The following is a 24,001-nucleotide window of genomic DNA, read 5'->3' as shown; positions in this document are numbered from 1 at the left end:
CCATGGCCAATCTCGGTATGATCGAGCTGTCGTTCGTTCTGCTCGGCGTCATGATCCTGCTGCTGGGAAGCGGCGTGTGGATCGCGGTCTCGCTTGGACTTGTCGGCTTCGTGGCGATGGCGCTGACGACGAGCCTCCCGCTCGGCGCCGTGCTCGCCACCACCACCTGGAGCGCCAGCTCGTCATGGACGCTGGCCGCGCTGCCGCTGTTCATCTGGATGGGCGAGATCCTCTTCCGCACCAAATTGTCGGAAGAGATGTTCCGGGGGCTGTCGCCCTGGGTTCAGTGGCTGCCGGGACGCCTGACCCATGTCAACGTGATCGGCTGCGGCATCTTTGCGGCGGTGTCGGGCTCTTCGGCGGCGACCTGCGCGACGATTGGAAAGATCGCGCTGCCTGAGTTGGACAAGCGCGGCTACGACAAGAACCTCAGTCTCGGTTCGCTCGCAGGCGCGGGCACGCTCGGCCTCTTGATTCCGCCCTCGATCCCGATGGTGGTCTACGCGGTCACGGCGAACGTCTCCGTGCTTCAGGTGTTTCTCGGCGGGTTCCTGCCGGGCGTGCTCGTGATGGTGCTCTATTCGGGCTACATCATCATCTGGTCGCTGCTCAATCCCAAGAAGGTCCCGCCGCGCGATCCGCCGATGCCATTCCGGCAGAAGCTTCAAGAATCGGCGAAGCTCGCACCCTGCCTACTCCTGATCCTGGCCGTCTTCTTTTCGCTGGTGCTGGGCTTCGCGACAGCTACGGAATGCGCGGCATGGGGCGTCACGGGCGCGCTGCTGCTGGCGTGGTGGAGTGGCACGCTGACGCGGAAGAACTTCCTCGAGAGCATCATGAGCGCGACGCGCCTGACCTGCATGATCATGCTGATCCTGGCAGGCGCGGCCTACACCACGGCCGCGATGGCCTATACGGGCATTCCGGCCGCGCTCGCCACCTGGGTCCAGGGGCAGCAGCTCACGCCGAGCATGCTCGCGCTATATCTGAGCATCATGTACATCATCCTGGGATGCCTGATCGACGGCATCTCGATGATCGTTCTGACCGCCGTCATCGTGCTGCCGATGGTCAGGCAGGCCGGGCTCGACCTGGTCTGGTTCGGCGTCTATCTCATCATTCATGTGGAAATGGCGCAGATCACGCCGCCGGTCGGATTCAATCTGTTTGTGCTCCAGAACATGAGCGGTCGTGATACGTTCACCGTTGCGCGGGCAGCCTTTCCGTTCTTCGTCCTGCTGCTCGCTTCCGTGTTCATCATCACTGAGTATCCACAGATCGTGATGTTTCTGCCCAAGCTCGCTTTCCCAGACTGACCGCATCCGGTTTTCAAGTTTACTGTGAGGAGAAGTCCAATGATGTCTCGTTTAGTCCGCGCATCCTTGATCGCCGGCGTCGTGATGGCTGCGACACCGGCCTTGGCCCAGACCAAATGGAATCTGCCGGCAGCGTATCCTGCGGACAATCCGCACTCCGAAAATCTGGTCGCTTTCGCCAAGGATGTCGAAGCCGCAACCTCCGGCAAACTCCAGATCACGGTTCATCCGGGCGCCTCGCTGTTCAAGGCACCCGACATCAAGCGCGCGGTGGTGACCGGGCAGGCGCAGATGGGTGAGGTGCTGCTGTCGATTCACGAGAACGAGGACCCGATCTTCGGCATCGACGTCGTGCCGTTCCTGGCGACCAGCTTCCCGGACGCGATGAAGCTGTACCAGGCCTCCAAGTCCGCGATCGTCAAGAAGCTCGATGCGCAGGGTCTCAAGCTGCTGTTCGTCGTGCCTTGGGCGCCCCAGGGCGTCTATGTCAACAAGCCGCTCGCGACGATCGAAGACATGAAGGGCTTGAAGTGGCGGGCCTATAATGTCGGGACCGCGCGGATCGGCGAATTGGTCGGCGCGCAGTCGGTCACGATCCAGGCGGCGGAATTGCCGCAGGCGCTGGCGACGGGCGTGGTGAATTCCTTCATGTCGTCCGGCGGCACCGGCTACGACTCGAAGGCCTGGGAGTCGCTCAAATATTTCTATGACGTGCAGGCCTGGATTCCGAAGGACTATACCTTCGTCAACAAGGCCGCGTTCGAGGCGCTCGACAAGCCGACCCAGGAGGCCATCCTCAAGGCCGCCGCGACCGCGGAAACCCGCGGTTGGAAGGCCTGGCAGGACAAGAGCACCTGGTATCTCGATCAGCTCAAGGCGAAAGGCATGAATGTCGAGCCGCCGAGCCCGGCGCTCAAGGCCGGCTTCCAGAAGATTGGCGAACAGCTCACGGCCGACTGGCTCAAGAAGGCTGGGGCCGACGGTCAGGCAGTGGTCGACGCCTACAGGAAGATGTGAGGACTGAGAGAGCTTCCGCCCGCCGTGATCGCGCGGGCGGAAGGCTCTGCAGACCCTGTTCAGGCCGAGATCGCCTTCGCTGATCCGACCTCGTTGCGCAGCAGGAATTTCTGAATCTTGCCGGTCGAGGTCTTCGGGATGGGTCCGAACACGACCGCCTTCGGCGTCTTGAAGCCGCTCATATGCGAACGGCAGAAGGCGATGATGTCGGCCTCGCTGGCGCTGGCGCCGTCCTTCAGTTCGACGAAGGCGCAGGGCACTTCACCCCATTTCGGATCAGGTTTGGCGACCACGGCCGCGAACAGCACGGCCGGGTGCTTATAGAGGATGTCCTCGACCTCGACGGAGGAGATGTTCTCGCCGCCGGAAATGATGATGTCCTTGGAGCGGTCCTTGATGATGACGTAGCCATGCTCGTCGAGCACGCCGAGGTCGCCGGTGTGAAACCAGCCGCCTTCGAACGCTTCTCTGGTCGCCTTCTCGTTCTTGAGATAGCCCTTCATCACGATGTTGCCGCGGAACATGACCTCGCCGATGGTCTCGCCGTCGCGCGGCACCTCCTGCATGGTCTGCGGGTTGATGACGGTGACGGCTTCCTCGAGCGGGTAGGGCACGCCCTGCCGGCGCTTCATCCGAGCCCGCTCGGCCGCCGGAAGCTCGTCCCAGCCGCGCTGTTCGGCGCAGACGGAGGCGGGGCCGTAGACCTCGGTCAGGCCGTACACGTGTGTCAGCTTGATGCCGATGCTTTCGGCGCCCTCCAGCACCGCGACCGGCGGCGCAGCGCCGGCGATCAGGCCGACGACGCGGCGGGCCGCATTGCCGGTTGACGTTTCCTTGGGCGCATCGGGGGCGTTGATCAGCGTGTTGTACACGATCGGCGCGCCGCACATGTGGGTGACGCCGTGCTGCTTGATCAGCTCGAAAATCTTCGTTGGCTCGACCTTGCGCAGGCAGACATTGATGCCGGCGGCGGCCGCAATGGTCCAGGGGAAGCACCAGCCGTTGCAGTGGAACATCGGCAGCGTCCAGAGATAGACCGGATGCTGGCCGAGATTGCCGGCGAGGATGTTGCTGACGGCATTGAGGTAGGCGCCACGATGATGGGTCACGACGCCCTTGGGATTTCCGGTCGTGCCGGAGGTGTAGCTCAGCGCGATCGCGTCCCATTCATCGCTCAGCCTGACCGCCACGAAGCCGGGATCGCCTTGCGCAACGGCTGCCTCATACTCGATCTCGCCGATGCGCGTGCCGTCCTTGAACGATGCGTCGTCGACGTCGACCACGAGCGGCTTGGGGCCCTTCATCTGCGCCAGCGCATCGGTGATCACGCCGGAGAATTCGGGGTCGACCAGGATGATCCCGGCGCCGCCATGGTCGAGCTGGAACGCGATCGAAGGCGCATCGAGGCGGATGTTGAGCGCGTTGAGCACCGCGCCGGTCATGGGCACGGCGAAATGCGCCTCGTTCATCGCCGGAATGTTCGGCAGCATCGCCGCAACGGTGTCGCCGACGCCGATGCCCTTGCCCGCCAGCCACGACGCAAATCGCCTGCAGCGTTCATAGGTCTGCGCCCAGGTGAAGCTGCGGCCCTCATAGACGGTGCTGACGTGATCGGGATAGACGGCGGCGCTGCGCGCGATGAAGCTCAGCGGGCTCAGCGGCACATAGTTGGCGGGTGTCTTGTCGAGGCCGATATTGTACGCGTTCTGCCGCTCACTCATCGACACACTCCTCAAATCGCGTCAAAGAAATCCGATCGAGATCCAGGGGAAGATCGCGACGATGATCAGTCCCACCAGCAGCGCCAGCAGATAGCCCCAGATCGGCCTGATTCCCTCGGCCGGATCGACCCGTCCAATGGCGCAGGCCGCATAATAGCCGACGCCGAACGGCGGGGCGAATAGCCCGATACCCATGGCGAGAATGATCACCATGGCATAGTGCACCTCGTGCACGCCGACGGCGCGGGCAATCGGGAATAGCAGCGGTCCGAACAGCACGATGGCCGGAATGCCCTCCAGCACGCTGCCGAGGATGGTGAAGGCGAGGATCGAGACGGCAATGAAGGTCGCCGCTCCGCCGGGCAGCCCCGTCATGGCCGCCGCCAGCGATCGCGAGAAGCCGGATTGGGTCAGGCCCCAGGCCATGCCGGTCGCCGTGCCGATGATCAAGAGGATCGCGCCCGACAGCGCCGCCGTCTCGACCAGCATCGGAAACAGCCGCCGCCAGTCGAAGCGGCGGTAGACGAGGAGGCCGACGAGGGCGCCATAGACGATGCCGATGGTGGAGACCTCGGTCGCGGTCGCGATGCCCTCGACGACGGCGTAGCGGATCACGAAGGGCAGCGCGAGCGCGGGCAGGGCGACGATGAAGGTCCTGCCGATCTCGGACGCCGTCGCGCGGCGGATGTGGCTCATGTCTTCGCGGCGGTAGCGCCACCACACCAGCATGCACAGCGTGACCGCGAGCACGACGCCGGGCAACAGGCCGCCTGTGAACAGGGCGGCGATCGAGACGCCGGTGACCGAGCCGATCGTGATCAGCACGAGGCTCGGCGGAATGGTCTCGGTCTGGGCGCCCGTCGCCGCAAGAAGCGCGACGAGGTCGCCAGGCTTGGCACCACGCTCTTTCATCTCGGGAAACAGCACGGGCGCGACGGCGGCCATGTCGGCGGCCTTGGCCCCGGAAATGCCGGAGACCAGATACATCGCGCCGACCAGCACGTAATGCAGGCCGCCCCTGACATGGCCGAGCAGGCTCGCCAGGAACGCCACCATGGCCCGCGCCATGCCGGTCATCTCGATCAGGAGGCCGAGGAACACGAACAGCGGCACCGAGAGCAGGATGAGGTGGCTCATGCCCTCGTCCATCCGCCCGACCAGCACCATGACCGGCGTGCGCGTGGCGAGCGCGAGATAGCCAAAGATCGCCAGGCCAAAGCCGAACGCAATGGGAACACCGGCAAAGACGCAGAAGCCGGCAACACCGACGAAGAATATGACGAGGTTGAGATTGCCGAGCTGCCGCAGGAGCGGCTCCGACAGCCAGAACAGGCCGATTGCGGCAGCAACGGTGACGAAGGCAGTTGCGACCATCCGGTAATCGGCCGCGCGCAGCAGCCGCAGCAAGGCAAAGGCCGCCATGAGGCCGATGCCGGTCGGCAGCGCGGCGGCGCGCCACATGTTGGAGATCTGGAGCGCCGGGGTGGTTATGTAGCTCTCTTCGTAGGCATAGTCGAAGGACGGCCAGACGATCAGCGCCAGGAACGCCAGCGCCGCGCAGGTTGCGACCAGATCGAGATAGGCCCGCATCGCAGGCCTGGTGCTCGCGACGACCGCGGTCATGCGCATGTGCTCGGAGCGGCGGAAGGCGACCGCCGCGCCCAGCATGGCCAGCCACAGGAACAGGATCGAAGCGAGCTCGTCGGACCAGATCAGCGGCCGGTGCAGGCCGTAGCGCGCGACCACCCCGGCGAACAGGATCACGATTTCGGCGACGACGAGAATCGCCGCCGGGACTTCGACGAGGAGGCCGAGCACGCGTTCCGTTGAGCCCAGAAATGAAGGTCGGCGAGGGGACTGCACAGCCACCTCGCCCGTTACTTCGGTCACCTCGACCTCGATATGAGCCATGACGGCCCCGACGCGTTACGACAGCTTGCCGACGGCCTTCTCCAGGAGGTCCCAGGCCTGGTCGCCGTATTTGCCTTTCCACTCGGCATAGAAGCCGGCGGCGCGCAGCTTGTCCCGGAACGGCGCAACAGTCGGCTGGTTGAAGGTCAGGCCCTTGCCCGCGAGCTCCTGCTGCAGGCTGGCATTGAGCTTGGCGGTGTCCTCGCGCTCCTTCACGGCCGCGGCGTTGATGTTCTTGGCGACGATGGCGCGCACGTCCTGCGGCAGCTTTTCCCAGGCCCTGCGGTTGGCCAGGAACCAGAAGCCGTCCCACATGTGGTTGGTCAGAGAGCAGTACTTCTGAACCTCGTAGAGTTTTGCCGTCGATATGATCGCGAGCGGGTTCTCCTGGCCCTCGACGATCTTGGTCTGAAGTGCCGAATAGACCTCGCTGAAATTGATCGAGGCGGGCGCGGCATCGAACGCCTTGAACATCGAGGTCCACAGCGGCGACACCGGCACGCGGATCTTGAAGCCCTTGAGGTCGTCCGGCCCGGTGATCGGCTTGGTCGACGACGTGGTCTGGCGGAAGCCGTTGTCCCAGATCCTGTCCATGACCTCGAGGCCGGCCTTCTTGATCTCGCCGCGGACATGGGCGCCGAGGTCGCCGTCCATGGCCTTCCAGACCGTGTCGTAGTCCGGGAACGCGAAGCCGATGCCGTTGATGGACGCCGCCGGCACCAGGGTCGACAGGATCAGTCCTGACAGCGTGAAGAACTCGACGCCGCCGGAGCGGATCTGGCTCAGCATGTCGGTGTCGGACCCGAGCTGGTTGTTCGGGAAGATCTGGAGGTCAAACTTGCCGCCGGTCTCGCTCTTGATCGCCGCAGCCATCTCCTTGGCGCGTACGTTCATCGGATGGGTGTCGGGCAGGTTGTTGGCATATTTGTAGGTGAACTCGGCGCTCTGGGCTCGGGCCACATGGGGCGCACTGAGGCCGCCCAGGACCGCGGTCGCGGCGGAGGCCTTGAGAAGCGTGCGTCGGGAAAAGCGCGTCGAAAAGACCATGGGTCTGCTTCCTCGGAAGGTTTGTTGTTGTTCTGAGATGCAAACCTATACGGACGGTCGGTCTTCAGGTCATCTGCGATCTCGCGAGGCCTCGCTTATTGCAGCCGGACAACGTCACGGCAATATCGGCTTTCGGCACGCAGGCCCGATTTCAAAATCTGAAAAACAACCCCATGCACAGTAGCCGTCAAGAGCTCGGGCGACGTCGAGGCCCAGACCAAAAACCGCGATCAAGTGAAGATGCGATAGCAGGAGTTTCGTCTAAACAATTGATCTGATTGTAGATAAGTATATTCCATAATATACCTTATGCGAATCCTAGATAAGCCGCGCAAGGTTCCTGCCTGCTGAGCCTTCTCGCCCTTGAGTCTGGCCGCACCGAGCCGTAGGCCATGATCGCCTTGGACGCGTTCAGCCAATGTCCGCCATTCGATTGGTCGAGTGCAGCTTGGCGCGGTGTGCGTCGCGCCCTTTGTCGAAGAGTCACTTGCGTGAGCGACTCCTGGTCAATTCCAATGGCGCCTAACCGCCAAATCTCTTGACGAGCTTTGAGCCCTTGGCCGTTCTGATCTGCTGGCTGGTCAAGTCGCTTCCCGCGCTCAATCCCTTCACCATGAGGTTCTTGACGCGCTGCGCCGCCTGCTTCTCGTTGGAATAGTCGATCTCGACGTGATCGAGCTCCATCAGATGGCCGAGTTCGTGCGCCCAGGCGCGTCCATTGGCGTGGTCATTGCCATACCACTGGACGAAGCTCGCGGGCTCGGGAGAGCCATTCGGGTATGAACCTCCGCCGGCGTTCAGACTTGCGATCGCATTGACCAGGAAGATGTGGATCGCATTGTCCGGGTCGTGCCGGGATGCGAGAACGCCCAGCAGGACCTCATCGCTGCTGCGCCTGCTCGGCGCCATGTCGAGCGGTTTTTCCATGATGCAATCGCTGATCACGAAGGCGATCTTCGCCTTCGACCAGATCGTATTGACGACATCGAGCGCCTTCTTCGCTGTGTCGCAGTCCCATTGCGCAGGCTCGAGGACGCCCCTGTTGGCGAATGGTGTGACGTAAAGTCTAAGCGGAATGGACATGCGCCGGGCTACCGAGCAATCTTACGGCAGGAAGAACGGTATGAAGCCGATTCCGCCACCACCACCACCGCCTCCGCCGCTGCCTCCGCCCGCGTTAGCCTCGGGCCTCGGCGGCCTTGCGGGCCGTGCCGGAGCTTCTTCGGGGTCCCTGCTCCTGCGCTCGAGCTTTACGGATGGTGTCGGACGGGTCCTGCGCTTCTCGCACTCATCGTCATTATTCAGGAAGTAGCCCGCGGCGCAGGTGATCTTGGCGCACCGATCTCCATCGCGTTTCTGGCCGGATCCGCAAACTATCGGGCAAACCCGCGCCGATTTAAGCTTGATCGCGTCGAGCGCCTCAGGGCTAGCAGCCTTGGCATCGAACGTGGTGCCGGCATTCTTGTTGTACAACTCGAGCGAACGCCGTGAGGCCGCGTCCCAGTCGCCATCGGCCGGTCCGCTGAAGCAACCGACCCGGCGCAACTCGGCTTGTACCGATTTTGCAAGCTCGGCCTTGGACGGCGGTGTCGGCGCCGACGTCTGTGGAGCCGGCAGCGCGGCCACTTTCGAATCCGAATTCGGGCGGGCCTCTTGCGATGGGTCGGATCCAGCCTGAGCGCCAATTCTCCCGACGGCTATTTCAGCTTCCCGGCGACGCTGCTCGGCCTGCGCGGCCAATTGTTGCGCGGTTTCTCTGGCCTTCTCCGCCTCGGCACGAGCGTCCTGCGCTGCTTTCAAGTCCGAGGCGGCTTTGGCCAGTTGTGTCTGCTGGGCGCCCTGGTTGACGAGCCGCGCCTGCTCCTGCTCGGCCTGGCGCGCCTTTTCCGCTGCGGCGGCGCGCTTATCTTCCGCATCGATCTTGGCGAGTTGCAGCTTGGCCAGATTTGCGTAGTAGCCGTCCGGATACTGGGCAAGGAAGTAGTTCAGCGCATCCTTGTTGCCGATCTGCAGCGCGAGCTCGTAATCGTGCCGAATTTCGGCACGCGCCGAGACCGGTGGAGTTGCAGGCAGCGGCGGCGGGGCCGGTTGAGGCGCTGCGGCGGCCGCTTCCTTGGCCGGTGCCGGCACGAGCGGCACATCATCGCCACCAAGCGTACCGTACACATAGGGCTCCTGCTTGTTGCCGGTCGCCTTCATGACGTCGTCGCGGACGAAGCCGAACACCCTGCGCAGGTCCATGCCCGGAGTAGCGATATATTTCACCAGTGCCGAGGCATAGGGACTGTTCTTGCTGCCACCGTCGGACGCCGTCGAGCCAGCCTTGGCAGCGAAAGCAACCAGCGTATTCGAGGTCGCCGGCTCGATCCTGGCGAGGCCCCGGCTAACAGCCCGCGAGCCGACCGTCCGCCTCATCTTGTCGGCGAAAGGATTGTTGCGGCAAGCATCGAGGATCACGAGCCGCAGCTGCCGTGCCGGCTCGATCGCCAGCAGCACTCGCTCGAGCGAAAAGGCCTCGTCGTACACATCTGTGTCGCGCTCGAGCGTCGCATCCGTGGGGATCAGGTAGTTCGTACCTTCGAGCTCGATCCCGTGGCCCGCGTAGTAGACGACGGCGACATCCGAGTCGCGCGCCACATCGGCAAAATCACGCAGCGCACGCCGCATCTCCGATGCCTGGAGATCCGTGCGGGTCTGGACGACGCTGAATCCCGCTCTCTTCAGCGTCTCCTCAACGATCGCAGCATCATTGGCTGGGTTGGCAAGCGCTGCGGCGTTCTTGTAGGCCGAGTTGCCGATGACGAGCGCGACACGGTTCGCGGCCCATGCCGGCTGACAGACAATCAGCGCAGCGAGAAGAAACAGGGTACGGCGCAATGCCACAGATCGGTGCAAATGCATGGCAGTACTACTTTTTGATCTTCTTCCATCATTTGTGTCGTCACGACGGAAGCGGTTCAATGCGATCTCATGATCCGGTTGTGGAACCCACAGGGGCGGCACGACTGCGCAGGCTGGCCGGTCAATTGACCTCACCGCAAGCCTGCCGTCTAATGAGGCAAGTTTCTAACACGCGAGATCACTCCCGGTGACTGACGCGAAGCTCGATCAGGCGGGAACAGCGCGGAAGGAGATTGCCGGGCGCGGGGGCAATGCCCTGTTGGATTGGACCGCCAGGGCAGTTGTCGTGATCATCTATGGCGGGTCTGCTTTTATGGGCGCTGCCAGCGTCCCTCACCTGCTTCCGCCGGACAATATCCACGACTGGCTTTCGCTTGCGGCCAGAATTGCCAACATCCTGTTCCTCGGCCTCGTCGCGCTGACGACCATCACCCGGCTGGTGCCGATCATGAAATCGCAGGGCATCGAGACGCGGGTCTCAGCCTTGCTGGGGACTTTTTTGAGCATCGTCCTCGCATTTCTTCCGAAGGCGGAACTCGGCCCCGTCTGGTCGGCCGTGTCCTCGACGTTGGTCTTGGTGGGTACCTCGCTCTGCATCGTGGTGCTCCGCTGGCTCGGCAGATCCTTCAGCATTCAAGCGGAGGCCAGGCGTCTTGTGACGGATGGGCCTTATCGGATCGTCCGGCATCCTCTCTATCTCTGCGAGGGGATTGCCCTCGTCGGCGTAACACTCCAGGTCCTCTCACCGCTTGCGGTCCTCATCGCCATCGTGATCGTGACGATCCAATGCCGGCGGATGATCAACGAAGAGCGGATCCTGAAGCGGGCATTTCCCGAATATGACGCCTACCGCACGACAACTCCTTTTCTGATCCCCACGTGCCGGGCGATCGGCCGATAGGCCGGGGCCAGGCACCCGCCAAGGCGATCGATCCGCACGCCTGACACCACGCTTCACATCCGCTCGATCTGCAACCGGTGGAGTTCGATCCGAACCGACTTTCGGCCGTCTTCAGCGCTTCAGGCAAACGATCAAACAGATCAGTAAAAGTAGACATATCAACAATTTACCTCAAGGAACCGGAGTGCGAAGAGCGCCGGCGGGACCGCTCGCCGGCCCCCAACAATCGTCCGAGGCCCTTGAACGCGTTCACTGGAATACGCGACCAACATCAGGAATGGAGCGGGCTCGAGACTGTTCCCTGCACGAGCCAGGCGGTCGCCAGGATCTATGAGTTTAGTCAGCATTCTGCGCGGCCATGCCAACTTCGTTGACGCTACCATTCTTCGGCTGATGTTGGACGTCGCGCCATGAGCAATTACACGCAGATCAAGTTGTACGCTCTTCTTCTTGTTGCCTCGCTGTTCCTAATTGCTCAGCCGGCTTTCGCGACAAAGCGCGTGGCCCTGGTGCTTGGCAATGCCACATATCAAAACGCTCCCCTGCTCCCCAACCCGGCCAACGACGCCGGCGCCATCGCTGCGACGTTGAGAGCCGCAGGGTTTGACGTGGTCGACTCGAGGCTCAACCTCGCAGCGACGGACATGAAGCGAGCCCTGAGGGATTTTGCAGATCAGGCGCGCGACGCCGACATCGCACTCGTCTACTACGCAGGCCACGGGATCGAGATCGATGGCACGAACTATCTGATCCCAACCGACGCCAGGCTTGAACGTGATACGGACATCTATGACGAGGCGTTCTCGCTCGACCGTGTCTTGCTGGCGATCGAGCCTGCAAGGCAGCTACGGGTCGTGATCGTCGACGCGTGCCGCAACAATCCTTTTGCCGACACGATGAGGCGAACGGTCGCCTCGCGATCGATCAGCCGCGGGCTCGCCAGGGTCGAGCCAACGGTCTCCAATACGTTGATCGCCTTCGCCGCGAAGGCCGGGTTGACGGCGCTCGACGGCAATAGCCAGAACAGCCCGTACGCGGCCGCACTGGTCAAGTATATCGCAAAGCCGGGCCTCGACCTGCGCAGGGCCTTTGGGTTCGTCCGCGACGACGTCCTGCAAGCCACGGGCAACCGGCAGGAGCCTTACGTCTACGGCTCGTTGGGCGGCGAGGACGTTGCGCTCGTGCCTGCTCCAAAGGCCGTAGAGCCCACGCCCGCAGTGGCCAACCCCCAGTCGGAGGTTCGCCGTGACTACGAACTGGCGCTGCAGCTCAACAATAAAGACGCTCTGGGCGCATTCCTGACCCAGCATCCAGACGGATATTACGCAAGCCTCGCCAAACTTCAGCTCAACCAGATCGAGGCAGAGGAGGCACGGGTTGCGGCAACCGAAAAGGCGCGCCAGGCCCAACAGCAGCAAGCCCGGCTTGCCTCCGAAGGCGCCCTGCGCGCAGAGCAGGAAAAGGCGGCCGCTGATCTGAAGGCTGCGGAGGACGCCCGCATTGCGGCCGAAAGAACAAAACTGGCGGCGCAGCAGCAAGCGGCCGATGCCGAGCGGAAGCGGACCACATCCGAGGGATCGATCAGCACCGCGCTCACTCGGAACAAGGCCGCCGTCGAGAATTCCACCACGGTGAGTCCGCCTCCAGCTGCTGTGGCCGCTCAGAGTGACACAGACACGAAGGTCGCCGCTCTGAGCGCCGGGCCGCAGCAGGCCGATCCGGCCAGGGCCGATATCCCTCAGGCCGATCTCGCCAGGTCGGTACAGAGCGAATTGAGCCGCGTCGGATGCTTCACCGGTGCCGTCGATGGCGAATGGAATGCCGCTTCGCAGCGCTCGCTCTCGCTCTTCAACCGCCACGCGGGAACCAAGTTCGACGCGAAGCTTGCGAGTCTCGACGCACTTGACGCAATCAAGCTCAAGTCGTCGCGGGTCTGTCCGCTGGTCTGTGAACGCGGCTACAAGGCTGACGGCGACCAGTGCAGCAGGATCACCTGCGCCGAGGGCTCGTTCCTCAATGACGACAATGAATGCGAGAGGCGGCGCGGCAAGAAGCCTGTTGCAAACCGCAATACGGGCGAGCGCCCTGCCCGCGCGGATCGCCCGGCCCGCGAGAGGTTCGCGCCGGCTGCGGAGGCTCCCACACCACGGCGACAGGCGACTGCCAAGGGAAGCAGTGGCAGCATCTATTGTGACCAGCATATTTGCCGTCAGGTCAATCGTGGCTGCCGCCTCGAATACCGGGGCGGTGGAGGTCCCGGCGGCAACACTGGAAATGTCGAGGTCTGCAACTAGAGCCTTTTCCGTTCCGATGGAATCGGAACGGGGCTCTAGGCTCTTGTTTTGACGCGTTTTCTTGACGCGAACCGGTGTCCACTTCGCTCGAAAACGCTCTAGCGCCACGCAAAAGAGGTGTCCGAAGGAGTGATCTGAGTGACAACCTGCGAGCTGGAGCAGAAAGATGTCGGCAGCTTTCCGGGTGTGACGCTCTTCACGACCCGGCAGGCGCCCGGCATGAGGCCGACGGCGGTCTATCTGCCGCCGAAGCACGCAACGGCCGCCACCAAGTTCGATGTCGTAGTCTGGCTACACGGTTTCTATGTCAGGGATCATGAGTACCTGTTCCGGAACGATCCTGCGCGTCTGCGCGAACAAGTCCGGGATTCGGGGAAGGATGTCGTGCTTGTCGCGCCATTCCTGGGCTACGAATATGCCGTCGGTGACACCTTTGCCGGAAACTACAGCGTGAAGGATTTGGCTTCCGCCAAATGGGGCGAACGCTATCTGGACGAAATTCTCGGGGCTCTTGCCAAATTCGTGGCGCCTGTCGCCAGCACCGGCAACGGCACCCGGAGCATACCCCAGCTCCAGGTCGGCAAGCTCGTCATCGCCTGCCATTCCGGCGGCGGGAGCGGCATGCGCAACCTGGTCGGAAGCCTCGGAAAGTATCAGCCGAACCTGTCGGCCTGCTGGGGATTTGATTGCCTCTACGGCGCCAAAGCGCAACCGGACGACGCCACGTTCTGGTACCAATGGTTGTCGGGTCAGAGCACCTGCGCGCTCGAAATTGTCTATGGCCCGACCACCCTTTCGCAATCGGTGAAGCTGGATCTGGTCGGACGCGGACTCGCAACGCTTGACGGCAATCGCCCTCCGTCACAGCGCCCTGCTCTCAAAAACCTCACTGTGAGCGTGGGTCACTATGATGCATTTCCGGCCTTTGGGCAGATGGTCAGGGTCAATGATCTGGATCCGGCCTTCGTCGACCGCTTCATGATCCCGCAGGTCGCCGACAAACCTCCACTGGGCCACAAGCCGGCGTCGCGCAATGGAGAATTCCTCAAACAGGCGATTGCCAACGTTCGCGGCGCTTTCCCCTTTCCGAAGGACATTCACTACATGATTGCCCGTGGCGGTTTCTACAGCCGCCTGAGTAGGCTGTAGCGTCGAAGGCCCCTCCCCGACGGGCACGAATTCGCCTGTCACCGGCTCGCTGCTTAACCTTGGCTGTGATGATGCGAGGAGACACGACATGACGGAACCACCTTTCGATCCGAACACCGCGCCGAGAGCCGGCAACTCGGCTCAGGACCGCGCCGCGATGCGGGCGGACATGAACAAGGTCGCGCTGAAGCTGCGCGAAGCCGGCATTCAGCTTTACGGATTCTACAAGATCCACGACCTCGTGCCGTACTGGAATCCGCTTGGCTTCGATTTCATGTGCGACAACTGGCGGCAATTGCTCGACGCCGCCGGCAAGGCACCGCGGCTAGGCTCCGACCAGATCAACATGCCGGGCTACGATCCGTGGCTGCAGGCCGGCGTCAAGAGCGTCGGCTTCACGCAGACCGGTAAGGCTCCGCACGTGCATCTCGACATTGCGATCGATCGGCCCGGGCTCTGTCGGATTTACATCCTGGAGAAAGACGAGGAGCGACGTCTCGACGCCCTGCGACGGGCCCGGGTGGTCACCGCGAGAGATACCGACGTATTCAGGAAGATCCACCGGCGGGTGGAGGGTCTCGGCATCGATCTCGACGATCACATCGGCTCGCACCTGGAGGCTGGGCGGCTCGTGCTCGATGGCATCAATTTCGTCGCCAAGGATCACAAGCGTCTTCTCGATGTGCTGACGAACCTGAAATATCCCGCCGGCAACAATGTCTTTTTTCGCGGAGAGAGATCCGGCCGCGGTCATTTCTTCGGCATGGCCTCGTTCCTGGCCACCGACGGCATCGGCTTTCGGCAAATCTGGCAGACATTTCCGGAGGAAAGACCGATCGCAACACCAGATCCGCGTACCGGACCGGCGATGGATCCCAAGGCTTCCGGACGGTTTGGCGATTCACCGAACCTGCCGGATCTCACCTCGGTGCACTGTGCCGTGTCGAACCGGATCTGCAATGTCCATATCGACGAGATGGGCTTCGTGGTCACGGACAGCAAAGGCACCATCATCGTCGACCCTGACGCGCTGCGGCACATCTTCGTCGAATTGCTCTGGAAGACCAACCTGCAGGGCAAACTGCCCTTCTGGGCGCTCGACAACGTCAATTTCATCATCCCGAGCTCGCCAAACGACTTTTCCCGCGTTGGAGTCAGCGTCGACATCGCGAAGTTCGGGCGTGTCAAGATTGCGCTCAACGGGAGCTGCTCGGCCGACGGCAAGATGGAAGCAGCCGGCACGCTCACGCTCGGGTTCAAATTCTGAGACAGCCGACAGCCACGGCTCACTTGATGGAATAGGATTTGACGTCGAACGACCAATTGCTCGGCACCAGTTTTCCACTGCTGCCGTCCGGCACACGCAGCTCCCTGGTCCACGCCGACAGGTAGCTCAACGTATCGGCTTGATCCTGCAGTTTGCGCGGGAGATCCGGCAAATCGAGCAATTGCACGCGCCGTTCACTCAGGATCGCAACCATGACGGCCGAGCCGGTCGGCGGTGCGACGACATATTCAAAGCCACGTTGCCGCCCTGCCGGGGTCGGCACAACAAATTGCACGCCGGGCTTGACGAGATTGATGTCGCGGCCGTCCGACTGCTCCAACAATTCGGGAGTCGGAAAGATCTGGGACATCCGTCCGTCCGCATCGACATCCACCAGAATGAGATAGCCTGCCTTCTTCGCAGTCACGCCGAATGACACCTTGCCGCCAACGTCGACGGTCAGGCCGGGCAGGATCTCGAGGGACACACTTGCAGCATTGCTCTGTGCGGCGCCGGTCTGTCCGCGCGTCGCCTGGATGCGCCAGAACCATGGTGCGCTCGGCAGGCTCGCATGTAGAGATTCCGGCTGCAACGGCGCCGCGGGCGCGGCCCCGCTTCCCGCCAGCAGCAGGGCAAATGCGAAGCATAGTCGTTTACGGCGGATCAGCTCCGATCGCCACATGGCTCCCCCAAACAGATGTCAGGGAGCGCTGAAAAAGCCGATCGAGGCGATCCGCGCGTCCGCAGGCAGGTAGCGCTCGAGGTTCTTGATCAAGTGCCCTGAGGCGCGTCGCCGATTGAGCTGAATCAGGACGGTCTCGAGATCCACCATGCGCCGCTGCGAGGTTACAGCAACGATCTGCTCGGCACCGAACGGCTCACCCACCCGGAGTGGCAGCCGCAAGTTCGACGATTTGGCCACCGCCGCATCCGTACCGACCGGGTACAACATCTGGATGGTGCCGTCACCGGATACATTGAACAGCAGCAATGCCCTTGAAGCCACATCGGACAGTTCGACTTCGATGGTCTGACCAGCGCGCTGCTGTCGATCATCCGGCCAAATACGCATGATCTGCGGCGATCGGGTCGCCATTCGCTTGAGCTCGCGCATTGCTGCGGTGCGATCCACGACCGTCGGCAGATTGGCTAGGTCCATCCCATAGGCGACGACATCGCCCCAGGCGATCACGTCATGAGAGACCGGGTCCCAGATCAGGTCGGGATTGTCCGTCGGCTGAACGGTCTGCACGGTGGCGTCCTTCGGCGTCACGCCGGCGAAATAGCTCATCTTGCCGTCGAGCGCCGCCAGACGGATCGGTGCCGCGAGACGGAGGGGCGCCGGTGCAGCGACGGTCGGCGCTGCGCCAGTCGGAGCGGCGACGGGCGCAACCGTATTGGGTGCAGCGGCCAGCGTCGGCAGCGCCGGAGCCTTGGTCGTCGCCGCCGACGGGGCAGCCGCCTGTACATCAGCAGCCTGACTGGAGGCCGTCCTCGCGGCCGGGCCCTGAATCAGCACCACGCCGCGCGTCAGCTCGAAGGCGACGGCGGTCTCCGGCACCTGCGCCGGTGACGATATCGTCACGATGTTCTGGCGCTGGTCCGAGAGCTGATAGACCACCTGCCGGACATTGGCGAAGAGCTCCTTGAGCGTCACCTTGCCGTCGCGATTGATGTCCGCGCTGCCCTCCACTGCCCGCGCCACCGCGTAGCTGAGAGCCCCGCGCAGCCCATCGATCCCGGGAATCCGTACTTCGGGCGCCTTGGTGTAGCGATCAACAGCGGCGAGGAACGCCGTGTGGTCGAGATCGAGCTCGGACTTCGGACCGTTGCTGTCCGATACCGGTTTCAGTTCATCGACAAGCAACGTGTAGCGCGGCACCTGCCGGAAGCTCATCTCCGCAGCCCGCGGGTCGATATCGCGCACCATTCCGCCGCCATGGCAGGTATCCGCAACGAAGATCACCTTCGCGCCGCGCAGCTCGAGCTGCCGGATGAAATGATTGAACTCGCTCCCCAGAATGCGCTCGACGGACCCCTTCGACGTGGTTTCGAAGCCGGGCAGCAGGAACACGTTCTCCATCCCATCGGGCTCCGAGCCCTTGACGCGCTCAGGCTCCTGGGTGCCGTGGCCGGCGATCGACAGGAAGACGAGGTCGTTATTCCTTGTCCGCGTCACCAATGCACTGATTTCACGCAAGACGCTCGCCCTGTCCGCTTGGGCATTGGTCAACTCGACGACATCGCTAACCCCCATCGTCTTCAGGCTGGACACGAGATCTCCAGCGTCAGCGACTGCGCCCTTCAGTTTGCGGACGTGCTGGTAATCGTCGATTCCGATCACGAGCGCGCGCACGGCCGCCCCATCCGGATTGCTGATCGCCAGTGCTTCCGCTGCCTGGGCGCGCTGCAGCGGCAGACCGATCACCGCAGCAAGCGCGATGGCGGCAGCGCACCAGATCCCATACTTAAATCCTCTGGGCCTTCGCATCGTGATCCACCTCGATGTCATGCAGGCCGGTTCCCGAACCGCGCCGGTCGGACGTGGCGGCGACACCTCGTCCGAACGTCCCGGGTCCAGCGTGCGAACAGCATTCGCTATCCATCTGTAGCGCCAGTGACACACATGGTTCAGCGCCTCTTGGTCGCGGTTTTCGCAGCCGCCGATTTGCGGCCCGTCGGCGCATCGGCGTCCTGGTAGGCGTCAGCCGAAACGGTTGTCTGGTCGTCGGCGAAGGCACGGAAGCGAACCGGAGTGTAGCCACGCGCAAGCAGGCTCGCCAACGGATAGATGTTGCGGCAAACGCGTCCGTTGCAGCCGCCGGTCGAGGATTCCATCACCTCCGCCTTGCGATCCGGCGTGAACCGCAGGAACAACATCACATGGGAGCCGGGCTTGTTGAGTGCATCGCCGGGCTTCAACTCCCACGGGTTCGCCACGGGCGCGGCGATCGCGGGAATGGCGGCGGTCGTATAGTGGACGGAGAGTCCCCACGTGGCGCTGACGAACGCCGAGCAGTCGACGCCCGCCACATCCGGCCGCGGCGCGTTGCGGGTGCAGACATTCCCGGCCAACGTGCCGCTCTCGATGCGCTGCCGGAAGTTTGCGAGGGAGCCGTGACAGCCCCAGCAATAGGGTACGCCGCGCACCTCCTGGTTCACCTTGCCTTGAAGGTACCATGGGCGGCGAATGCGGTTGAATCCGCTGCACTGGCTGTCCGGATCGTTGCCATAGTTCGCCTGCGTCAGCTTCCACTGCACACCCTCGAACGCAAACGCGGTCTCGATCGCCTGCTGGCGATTTGACGGCCGCACCGCCGCTGTCGCATTGAACTTGCTATTGTTGGAAGGCTGCGCGGTTGCCGTCCGCGACGGCCGAGCGTCGATCACCGACGCGTTGCGCAGGGGGCGGAAGCCGACGCCAACCACATCGACACCGGTTGGCTTGGTTCGCAGGAAATAGACGTCGCCGTCACCCGAGATCGTGACGAACCGCCTCGTCAGCGGGGTGTTCTCGAGAGGCAACTCATAGATTCCCTCGATCCGGCCGTTGGCGGCATAGCGCACGACGAACGTGGATGCGTTCTTTCCCGATGGCGGAATGTCTTCGGCCAACACATAGAAGCGATCGCTATTGTCGATCTCGAGGAACTCGACCGTACCGAGCTGGTCACGCACGCGCAGGCCGAGCGCGCCAATGGTCTCATTGGTGACCATGGTCTGGATCTCGATGCGCACGCTGGAATTGCCCTTGTCCGGGATGATATCGGCGATGACCGAGCCCTTGCTGCGGGACGCGACGTACTGCCGGTCGGGCTGCCGGCCTGTTTTGACGACGGCCGCGCGGGTGTTCTGGTCGAGCAGCTCGGTCGCACTGCCGGGTGGCTGCGATCCCATCTGGGCGAAGGCGGAGATGGCGACCTGGTCGTCCGTGCCGCGACTCGAGACTTCCTCGAGTTGGATTTCGTCGCCACCGAGCCCGCGCGTGGACTGGTCTGGCGCCGCCTTCAACGTGCGAACGCCGCCGTCCCAAACCATGATGTCGCCGTTGTGAACGACGAGGTCGGTCGGCTGTACATCCCTCGGCATCTTGAGGACGTCAGGATCGGAGTTCGGTTGCTTGGGATCGAACTGGAGAATGCGTCCGTTGACCTGATCGAGCACGAAGAGGTTGCCCTGCCCGTCGGCACTGAGCGCCTGGGGGCCTGCCAGTTCCACGTCCTCGCCGGCCGGGACGATGCCGACCATGGAGGCAGCCGAGCCGCCCGAAAAGCTCCGCACCACGGTGTCCTCGGCGTGCGTCCCGGTGGCGAAAATGCTCGCACCGGCGATGAAGACCCAGATCCAACTCGTTGGACGAAACATGTTCGCCTCAATGTGCCCGAACCGATTGTCGCGCCAGATCGACTAATCCGAGATGCCGTTGATGCGGCGCGTCAATTAGTGGTGAGCAATCTCAATCGCGTTCAATTCTATCACCGGACGGTGATAGCCCGAATGTCTTCAGCTTGCGGTGCAAAAACCATGGCCAAGAATAGATTTGAGCAGGTCAACGAGATCCAGCCCGACGCCATTACGCTGGTCCTGAAACGCGACATTGACGGCGCCACCGGAGCGGTCGTGATGCCGGCTGCCAGCAGCGGCGGGCGGCTGTCCAATGACCAGGTCAGCGCCCCATTGCCGGCCCAGGACGCCTTTCGCGGCGCGATCCGGCTGGCCAATGACGTGAAGCTCGCGATCGTGGTGTGCGATCCGGACGGCGTCTGGAAGCCCGAATGGGGCGATCTTTACCAGGCCCTCGACTGATTCATTGCCGGGCGGACCGGCACATGTTGCGACGCCGTATGGAGACGAGCATGCTGAACGGACCGCTGCCCCGCGCGTCGTTGCGGGTCCGAGCCTTGATGGTCGCCCTGTTGGTTTCGACCAACTGGCCGGCATGGGCCAACGACTCGGCCGCCGAATTGTCGATCGGAGGGCTCCAGTTCGTTCGCACCCGCGATGTGGCCATGGAGAGCGAGGACCTGCGTATCGCACTCGACAGGATCATCGTTCGCTATCAGTTCGCCAACGTCACCAACAAGCCGGTGACGCTGACTGTGGCCTTTCCGCTGCCCGACATCGAACTGTCGGAGGCCGATAACATCGCGCTGCCGTCGAACGACCCGGTGAACTTCGTCGACTTCGAGACCAGGATCGACGGCAGCCCAGCGCCGCTGACGATTGATCAGCGCGCCATGATTGGCGACAAGGATGTCAGCGCACTGCTCCGCCAGTTCAAGCTGCCGCTGTTGCCCATCGGCAACCGCGAAATCCGCATGACCGACCTCCCGGCAGCAACCCGAACCCGACTTGTGGACGAGGGGTTATTGATGCCTGCCGGAATGAGCGACAACGGCCGTCAGCAATATGCTCCAGGCTGGGTCACCAGGACGTCTGCCGTGCGCCAGCAGGTGTTTCCGCCCTCGCGCACCGTTGTCGTCGAACACCAGTATCGGCCGAGCGTCGGCTCCAGCGCTGACACCATACTGCGCCCGGGCCTGCGCCGCAGCAACGCACTCGGCCCGGAAGTCGCGCGTTACCGGAAGGAGTATTGCGTCACGGACGGGTTCCTTGCCGAGCTCGACAAGCGCGCCGGCGACGGCACGGTCAACACCGCCAAGCTGCAGGAGCGGCGCATTTCATACGTGCTCAAGACCGGCGCGAATTGGGCCGGGCCGATCCGGGCGTTCAAGCTGACCATCGACCCCGGTGGCAGCGACCGCATGGTCAGCTTCTGCCAGGGCCGGCTCAAGGCCTCCCCGGCCGGAAACACGCTTGAATATACGGCAAGCGATTTCAAGCCGGATACCGACCTGAAGATCCTGGTGATCGGAAAATTCTGAGCGCCGATCAGTTCGTAAGCATCACGTATCGTGCGGCCGCGGTGATCGTCACGCGGTTGCGCTGGGCGTCACTCAGCGCCTGCAGGAAGAACGTGTCGGCAGCGGTCGGTCGCGGCTGGCGCAACGAGTCCAGAACCTGCGGAGTCGCTACGGCCAAGATCAGTTGCGGACCGCTCGCGCGCGGGACCGGGAGCGAAAACGACAGCGAGTCAATACCCGGCTTCAGGAGGTAAGACAGGCTCTGCACCTCACCGCGATCCGATACCATGAGCAATTCCACCACACGATTGGCGAAGTTCTCGATGGTGCCGTTGAGGGTTTCGCCGGCCTTCAGTTCCGTCGCTGACAGGGTGACGCGCGGCACTCGCATCTGGTCGCTTCCCACCTGGCTTAAGAACTTGACGGCCGGGCACTGGGCCTGGGTCACCTGCCTGACACCGACCGAAGCCTCAAATCCCTGGTCCCGCCGAAACGCCTTGTCGAACGTATCGAACGGGGCCGTCGAGGCGCCGTAGCCTTCGATCACGGCGGCGGTTTGACTGACCGCAACCGGCAAGATGAAGAAGCAATCGCCGCCGGAGTATTGAGCTACATATTTGCGGATGCGTTCGGCGCGTCCCTGCCCCTCGGCTGGCGGAGTAGGCGTTACCGCCGGCGGTGGTGACAGCTTCACCGGCTCCTGACGTCCGGGCTGTGGTGCGGAGGGCTCGACTTTCGGCGGCGACATTGTCCCCGCGAGTTTCGGAGGCGGCGGCAAGCCCGCCACGCCAGGCGCCGACCAGACCAGCTTGTAGAAGGCATATCCACCCCCGCCCAACATGAGCAGCACCGCGGCTGCGCTCGCATAGAGCCAGAGACTGCGCGGCCTCTTCTGCGCGGTTGAGGGCGCCCTATCCTGCCAGGCCGGCGCCGCGGTTTCCGGCCGCGCCAGCGGATCGAAGCCGGACAACGGCGCGGTGGATGTCTGGGGCGGACCTGTCGGCGTCCACTTGGCGACCTCCGCCATGGTCGCACGCAACGCCGGATCGGGCTGCAGCATCCGCTCCAGCAAAGGCCTGATGCGCATGTCTACCGCACCGAGATCGGGCACACGCCGGCGCTTCTCCACCAGTTGAAACTGGCTTCCGCCCATGTCGAGCTTCTGTCCGGTCAGCGCATGGAACAGCACGAGGCCGAAGCTGTAGACGTCGGACTTCGCCGTGATCTCGTTGCCGTACAGGCCGACCTGTTCCGGAGACGCGTAGTTGTCCTTGCCGGCGAAGCCCGAACCGATGATGGTCTTGTCACCCATCTGGGTCGATCGGGCGATGCCGAAATCGATGATCTTGGCGCGTCTCACATCGTCGAGCGGCACGATGATGTTGTCCGGGGAAACGTCGCGATGGATGATGCCGTGCTCGTGGGCGGCCTCCAGTCCCGATGCAACGCGCTGCATCAGCTTGACCAGCGCCTCGAAAGTCAACGGCCCTTCGTCGAGCATGTTCGAGAGCGAACGGCCGTTCACGAACTCCATCGCGAGATACGGTCGCTGCAGCACGGGCTCCACGGTGAACAGGAAGTAGCGAACGATCGCGTCGTGCGGGAGATTGTGAAGCGCCGCTGCCTCCCGCCGGAACAGCGCGAGCGCGGCCTCGTTGTCGACCATGTCGGGCAGCAGCATTTTCACCGCAACCGGCGATCCGGTCTGGATCTCACGGCACTTGTAGACCTCGCCCATGCCGCCCGCGCCGATCACGGCTTCGATCTCGTAGATGCCGTTGAGGCGGGTGCCGGGCGGCACACCACGGTAGCCCGACGGGAATGGATCGTTAACGCTCATGGTTGCGGCTCCCGATCCAGCGGCGATCTCGTCGGTTCTGAGGATCGCGGCACCAGCAGCCGCACAACCACGATCGTCACGTTGTCGAGCCCTCCCCGATCAAGAGCCAAAGCGAGCATGTCATCGCAAGCCGCCTGGGCGTGCCGCGTGATCGCATGCTGCAGGATCTCGTCGTCCTGCACATGCTTGGTCAAGCCGTCGCTGCAGATCACGAAGACGTCTTCCGGCTCGGCCGGACCGGTCACGACCTCGAACTCCGGATCATCGGCGACGCCGACGGCCCGGGTAATGGCATTGCTCGGCCAGTCCTTGACGTCTTCGCGCGACACCGCGCCGCCGGCAATCAGTTCCTCCAGCTCGCTGTGATCATGCGATACCTGATTGATGCTGCCCCGGGTGACCAGGTAGACCCGGCTGTCGCCCGCCCATATGCAGGCATAATAGCCGTCGCGCACGAGCAGAACCGCCGCCGTGGTGCCGACGGTGGCACCCTGCCGTTCCTTGCTGAGCGACAGGATCTGCCGGTTCGCATGGAACAGTCGCTCCTCGCACTGCGTCAGCAAGTCGGCGGCCGAGTCCGGCAAGCCGATCGTATCAAGCGACTGCACGACGATGCGGCTGGCGAGATCGCCGGCCTCGTGACCGCCCATACCGTCGGCGACGGCCCACAGGCCGACATCGGTCCGGACCAGGCACGAATCTTCGTTGCGCGTCCGCACCCGTCCGGCATGAGTGACGCTGCCGACATCGAACAAGGAAGGGATATGCACCAT

General features: G+C 63.2%; 18 protein-coding genes. 8 read left to right on the top strand and 10 right to left on the bottom strand.

Annotation, left to right across the window (positions count from 1 at the left end; genetic code table 11):
* The first annotated feature begins 2 nt into the window (after positions 1-2).
* Together H1B27_RS12655 and H1B27_RS12650 are read left to right on the top strand one after the other, a co-directional pair.
* On the top strand, positions 3-1,316 hold the full coding sequence (locus H1B27_RS12655; RefSeq protein ID WP_197966280.1) for a TRAP transporter large permease: 1,314 nt from the start codon (positions 3-5) through the stop codon (positions 1,314-1,316).
* A 39-nt stretch (positions 1,317-1,355) separates the two neighbouring features.
* Entirely contained in the window at positions 1,356-2,333 is a 978-nt protein-coding gene (locus tag H1B27_RS12650) for a TRAP transporter substrate-binding protein (protein WP_061881628.1), read from the top strand.
* A gap of 59 nt (positions 2,334-2,392) precedes the next feature.
* Here H1B27_RS12650 and H1B27_RS12645 read toward each other — a convergent pair whose 3' ends face one another.
* From H1B27_RS12645 to H1B27_RS12625, 5 genes are all read right to left on the bottom strand, one after another.
* Entirely contained in the window at positions 2,393-4,054 is a 1,662-nt protein-coding gene (locus tag H1B27_RS12645) for an acyl-CoA synthetase (protein ID WP_197966279.1), read from the bottom strand.
* Between the two features lie 21 nt (positions 4,055-4,075).
* A complete protein-coding gene (locus H1B27_RS12640) occupies positions 4,076-5,965 on the bottom strand; it encodes a TRAP transporter large permease (protein WP_197966278.1) in 1,890 nt (629 codons plus the stop codon).
* Positions 5,966-5,980: 15 nt separating this feature from the next.
* Positions 5,981-7,012, bottom strand: a complete 1,032-nt coding sequence (locus H1B27_RS12635) for a TRAP transporter substrate-binding protein (protein WP_197966277.1) — start codon at positions 7,010-7,012, stop codon at positions 5,981-5,983.
* A gap of 522 nt (positions 7,013-7,534) precedes the next feature.
* The gene (locus tag H1B27_RS12630) at positions 7,535-8,095 is read right to left on the bottom strand and encodes a hypothetical protein (protein ID WP_061881624.1); all 561 of its coding nucleotides are present in this window, start codon (positions 8,093-8,095) and stop codon (positions 7,535-7,537) included.
* 21 nt (positions 8,096-8,116) lie between these two features.
* Entirely contained in the window at positions 8,117-9,913 is a 1,797-nt protein-coding gene (locus H1B27_RS12625) for a caspase family protein (RefSeq protein WP_197966276.1), read from the bottom strand.
* Between the two features lie 187 nt (positions 9,914-10,100).
* Between H1B27_RS12625 and H1B27_RS40995 the strand changes: the two genes are divergently transcribed.
* The 4 genes from H1B27_RS40995 to H1B27_RS12605 all read left to right on the top strand — a co-directional run bounded on the left by H1B27_RS40995 (position 10,101) and on the right by H1B27_RS12605 (position 15,524).
* Positions 10,101-10,814: a methyltransferase family protein gene (locus H1B27_RS40995; RefSeq protein ID WP_082822142.1), complete on the top strand. Its 714-nt coding sequence runs from the start codon at positions 10,101-10,103 to the stop codon at positions 10,812-10,814.
* Between the two features lie 410 nt (positions 10,815-11,224).
* Positions 11,225-13,108, top strand: a complete 1,884-nt coding sequence (locus H1B27_RS12615) for a caspase family protein (RefSeq protein WP_197966275.1) — start codon at positions 11,225-11,227, stop codon at positions 13,106-13,108.
* Between the two features lie 138 nt (positions 13,109-13,246).
* On the top strand, positions 13,247-14,257 hold the full coding sequence (locus H1B27_RS12610) for a hypothetical protein (protein ID WP_197966274.1): 1,011 nt from the start codon (positions 13,247-13,249) through the stop codon (positions 14,255-14,257).
* A gap of 88 nt (positions 14,258-14,345) precedes the next feature.
* Entirely contained in the window at positions 14,346-15,524 is a 1,179-nt protein-coding gene (locus H1B27_RS12605) for a hypothetical protein (protein ID WP_061881621.1), read from the top strand.
* Between the two features lie 19 nt (positions 15,525-15,543).
* On the opposite strand, the gene H1B27_RS12600 is transcribed toward H1B27_RS12605, so the two are convergent.
* The 3 genes from H1B27_RS12600 to H1B27_RS12590 all read right to left on the bottom strand — a co-directional run bounded on the left by H1B27_RS12600 (position 15,544) and on the right by H1B27_RS12590 (position 19,889).
* Entirely contained in the window at positions 15,544-16,206 is a 663-nt protein-coding gene (locus H1B27_RS12600) for a DUF4384 domain-containing protein (RefSeq protein WP_197966273.1), read from the bottom strand.
* Between the two features lie 18 nt (positions 16,207-16,224).
* Positions 16,225-18,015, bottom strand: a complete 1,791-nt coding sequence (locus H1B27_RS12595) for a caspase family protein (protein ID WP_061881619.1) — start codon at positions 18,013-18,015, stop codon at positions 16,225-16,227.
* A 140-nt stretch (positions 18,016-18,155) separates the two neighbouring features.
* Positions 18,156-19,889, bottom strand: a complete 1,734-nt coding sequence (locus H1B27_RS12590) for an NHL repeat-containing protein (RefSeq protein ID WP_197966272.1) — start codon at positions 19,887-19,889, stop codon at positions 18,156-18,158.
* 159 nt (positions 19,890-20,048) lie between these two features.
* Between H1B27_RS12590 and H1B27_RS12585 the strand changes: the two genes are divergently transcribed.
* Both H1B27_RS12585 and H1B27_RS12580 read left to right on the top strand, forming a co-directional pair.
* Positions 20,049-20,330 carry a hypothetical protein gene (locus H1B27_RS12585; protein WP_197966271.1) on the top strand — a complete coding sequence of 94 codons (282 nt, stop codon included), beginning with the start codon at positions 20,049-20,051 and terminating at the stop codon, positions 20,328-20,330.
* Between the two features lie 98 nt (positions 20,331-20,428).
* Positions 20,429-21,409, top strand: coding sequence for a DUF4424 domain-containing protein (locus tag H1B27_RS12580; protein ID WP_197966449.1), 981 nt, complete (start codon positions 20,429-20,431; stop codon positions 21,407-21,409).
* Between the two features lie 7 nt (positions 21,410-21,416).
* On the opposite strand, the gene H1B27_RS12575 is transcribed toward H1B27_RS12580, so the two are convergent.
* Together H1B27_RS12575 and H1B27_RS12570 are read right to left on the bottom strand one after the other, a co-directional pair.
* The gene (locus tag H1B27_RS12575) at positions 21,417-23,228 is read right to left on the bottom strand and encodes a serine/threonine-protein kinase (protein WP_197966270.1); all 1,812 of its coding nucleotides are present in this window, start codon (positions 23,226-23,228) and stop codon (positions 21,417-21,419) included.
* Positions 23,225-24,001: a PP2C family protein-serine/threonine phosphatase gene (locus H1B27_RS12570; RefSeq protein ID WP_197966269.1), complete on the bottom strand. Its 777-nt coding sequence runs from the start codon at positions 23,999-24,001 to the stop codon at positions 23,225-23,227. The genes H1B27_RS12575 and H1B27_RS12570 overlap by 4 nt, the downstream gene beginning before the upstream one ends.

It is taken from the genome of Bradyrhizobium diversitatis (assembly GCF_016031635.1).
GTDB lineage: Bacteria > Pseudomonadota > Alphaproteobacteria > Rhizobiales > Xanthobacteraceae > Bradyrhizobium > Bradyrhizobium diversitatis.
This window is presented reverse-complemented; position numbering and strand designations above follow the sequence as displayed.

Coding starts and splice junctions, on each gene's coding strand:
- H1B27_RS12655 (WP_197966280.1), top strand. CDS start 3: ATGGCCAATCTCGGTATGATCGAGCTGTCGTTCGTTCTGCTCGGCGTC.
- H1B27_RS12650 (WP_061881628.1), top strand. CDS start 1,356: ATGATGTCTCGTTTAGTCCGCGCATCCTTGATCGCCGGCGTCGTGATG.
- H1B27_RS12645 (WP_197966279.1), bottom strand. CDS start 4,054: ATGAGTGAGCGGCAGAACGCGTACAATATCGGCCTCGACAAGACACCC.
- H1B27_RS12640 (WP_197966278.1), bottom strand. CDS start 5,965: ATGGCTCATATCGAGGTCGAGGTGACCGAAGTAACGGGCGAGGTGGCT.
- H1B27_RS12635 (WP_197966277.1), bottom strand. CDS start 7,012: ATGGTCTTTTCGACGCGCTTTTCCCGACGCACGCTTCTCAAGGCCTCC.
- H1B27_RS12630 (WP_061881624.1), bottom strand. CDS start 8,095: ATGTCCATTCCGCTTAGACTTTACGTCACACCATTCGCCAACAGGGGC.
- H1B27_RS12625 (WP_197966276.1), bottom strand. CDS start 9,913: ATGCATTTGCACCGATCTGTGGCATTGCGCCGTACCCTGTTTCTTCTC.
- H1B27_RS12615 (WP_197966275.1), top strand. CDS start 11,225: ATGAGCAATTACACGCAGATCAAGTTGTACGCTCTTCTTCTTGTTGCC.
- H1B27_RS12605 (WP_061881621.1), top strand. CDS start 14,346: ATGACGGAACCACCTTTCGATCCGAACACCGCGCCGAGAGCCGGCAAC.
- H1B27_RS12600 (WP_197966273.1), bottom strand. CDS start 16,206: ATGTGGCGATCGGAGCTGATCCGCCGTAAACGACTATGCTTCGCATTT.
- H1B27_RS12595 (WP_061881619.1), bottom strand. CDS start 18,015: ATGCGAAGGCCCAGAGGATTTAAGTATGGGATCTGGTGCGCTGCCGCC.
- H1B27_RS12590 (WP_197966272.1), bottom strand. CDS start 19,889: ATGTTTCGTCCAACGAGTTGGATCTGGGTCTTCATCGCCGGTGCGAGC.
- H1B27_RS12585 (WP_197966271.1), top strand. CDS start 20,049: ATGGCCAAGAATAGATTTGAGCAGGTCAACGAGATCCAGCCCGACGCC.
- H1B27_RS12580 (WP_197966449.1), top strand. CDS start 20,429: ATGGTCGCCCTGTTGGTTTCGACCAACTGGCCGGCATGGGCCAACGAC.
- H1B27_RS12575 (WP_197966270.1), bottom strand. CDS start 23,228: ATGAGCGTTAACGATCCATTCCCGTCGGGCTACCGTGGTGTGCCGCCC.
- H1B27_RS12570 (WP_197966269.1), bottom strand. CDS start 24,001: ATGGTGCATATCCCTTCCTTGTTCGATGTCGGCAGCGTCACTCATGCC.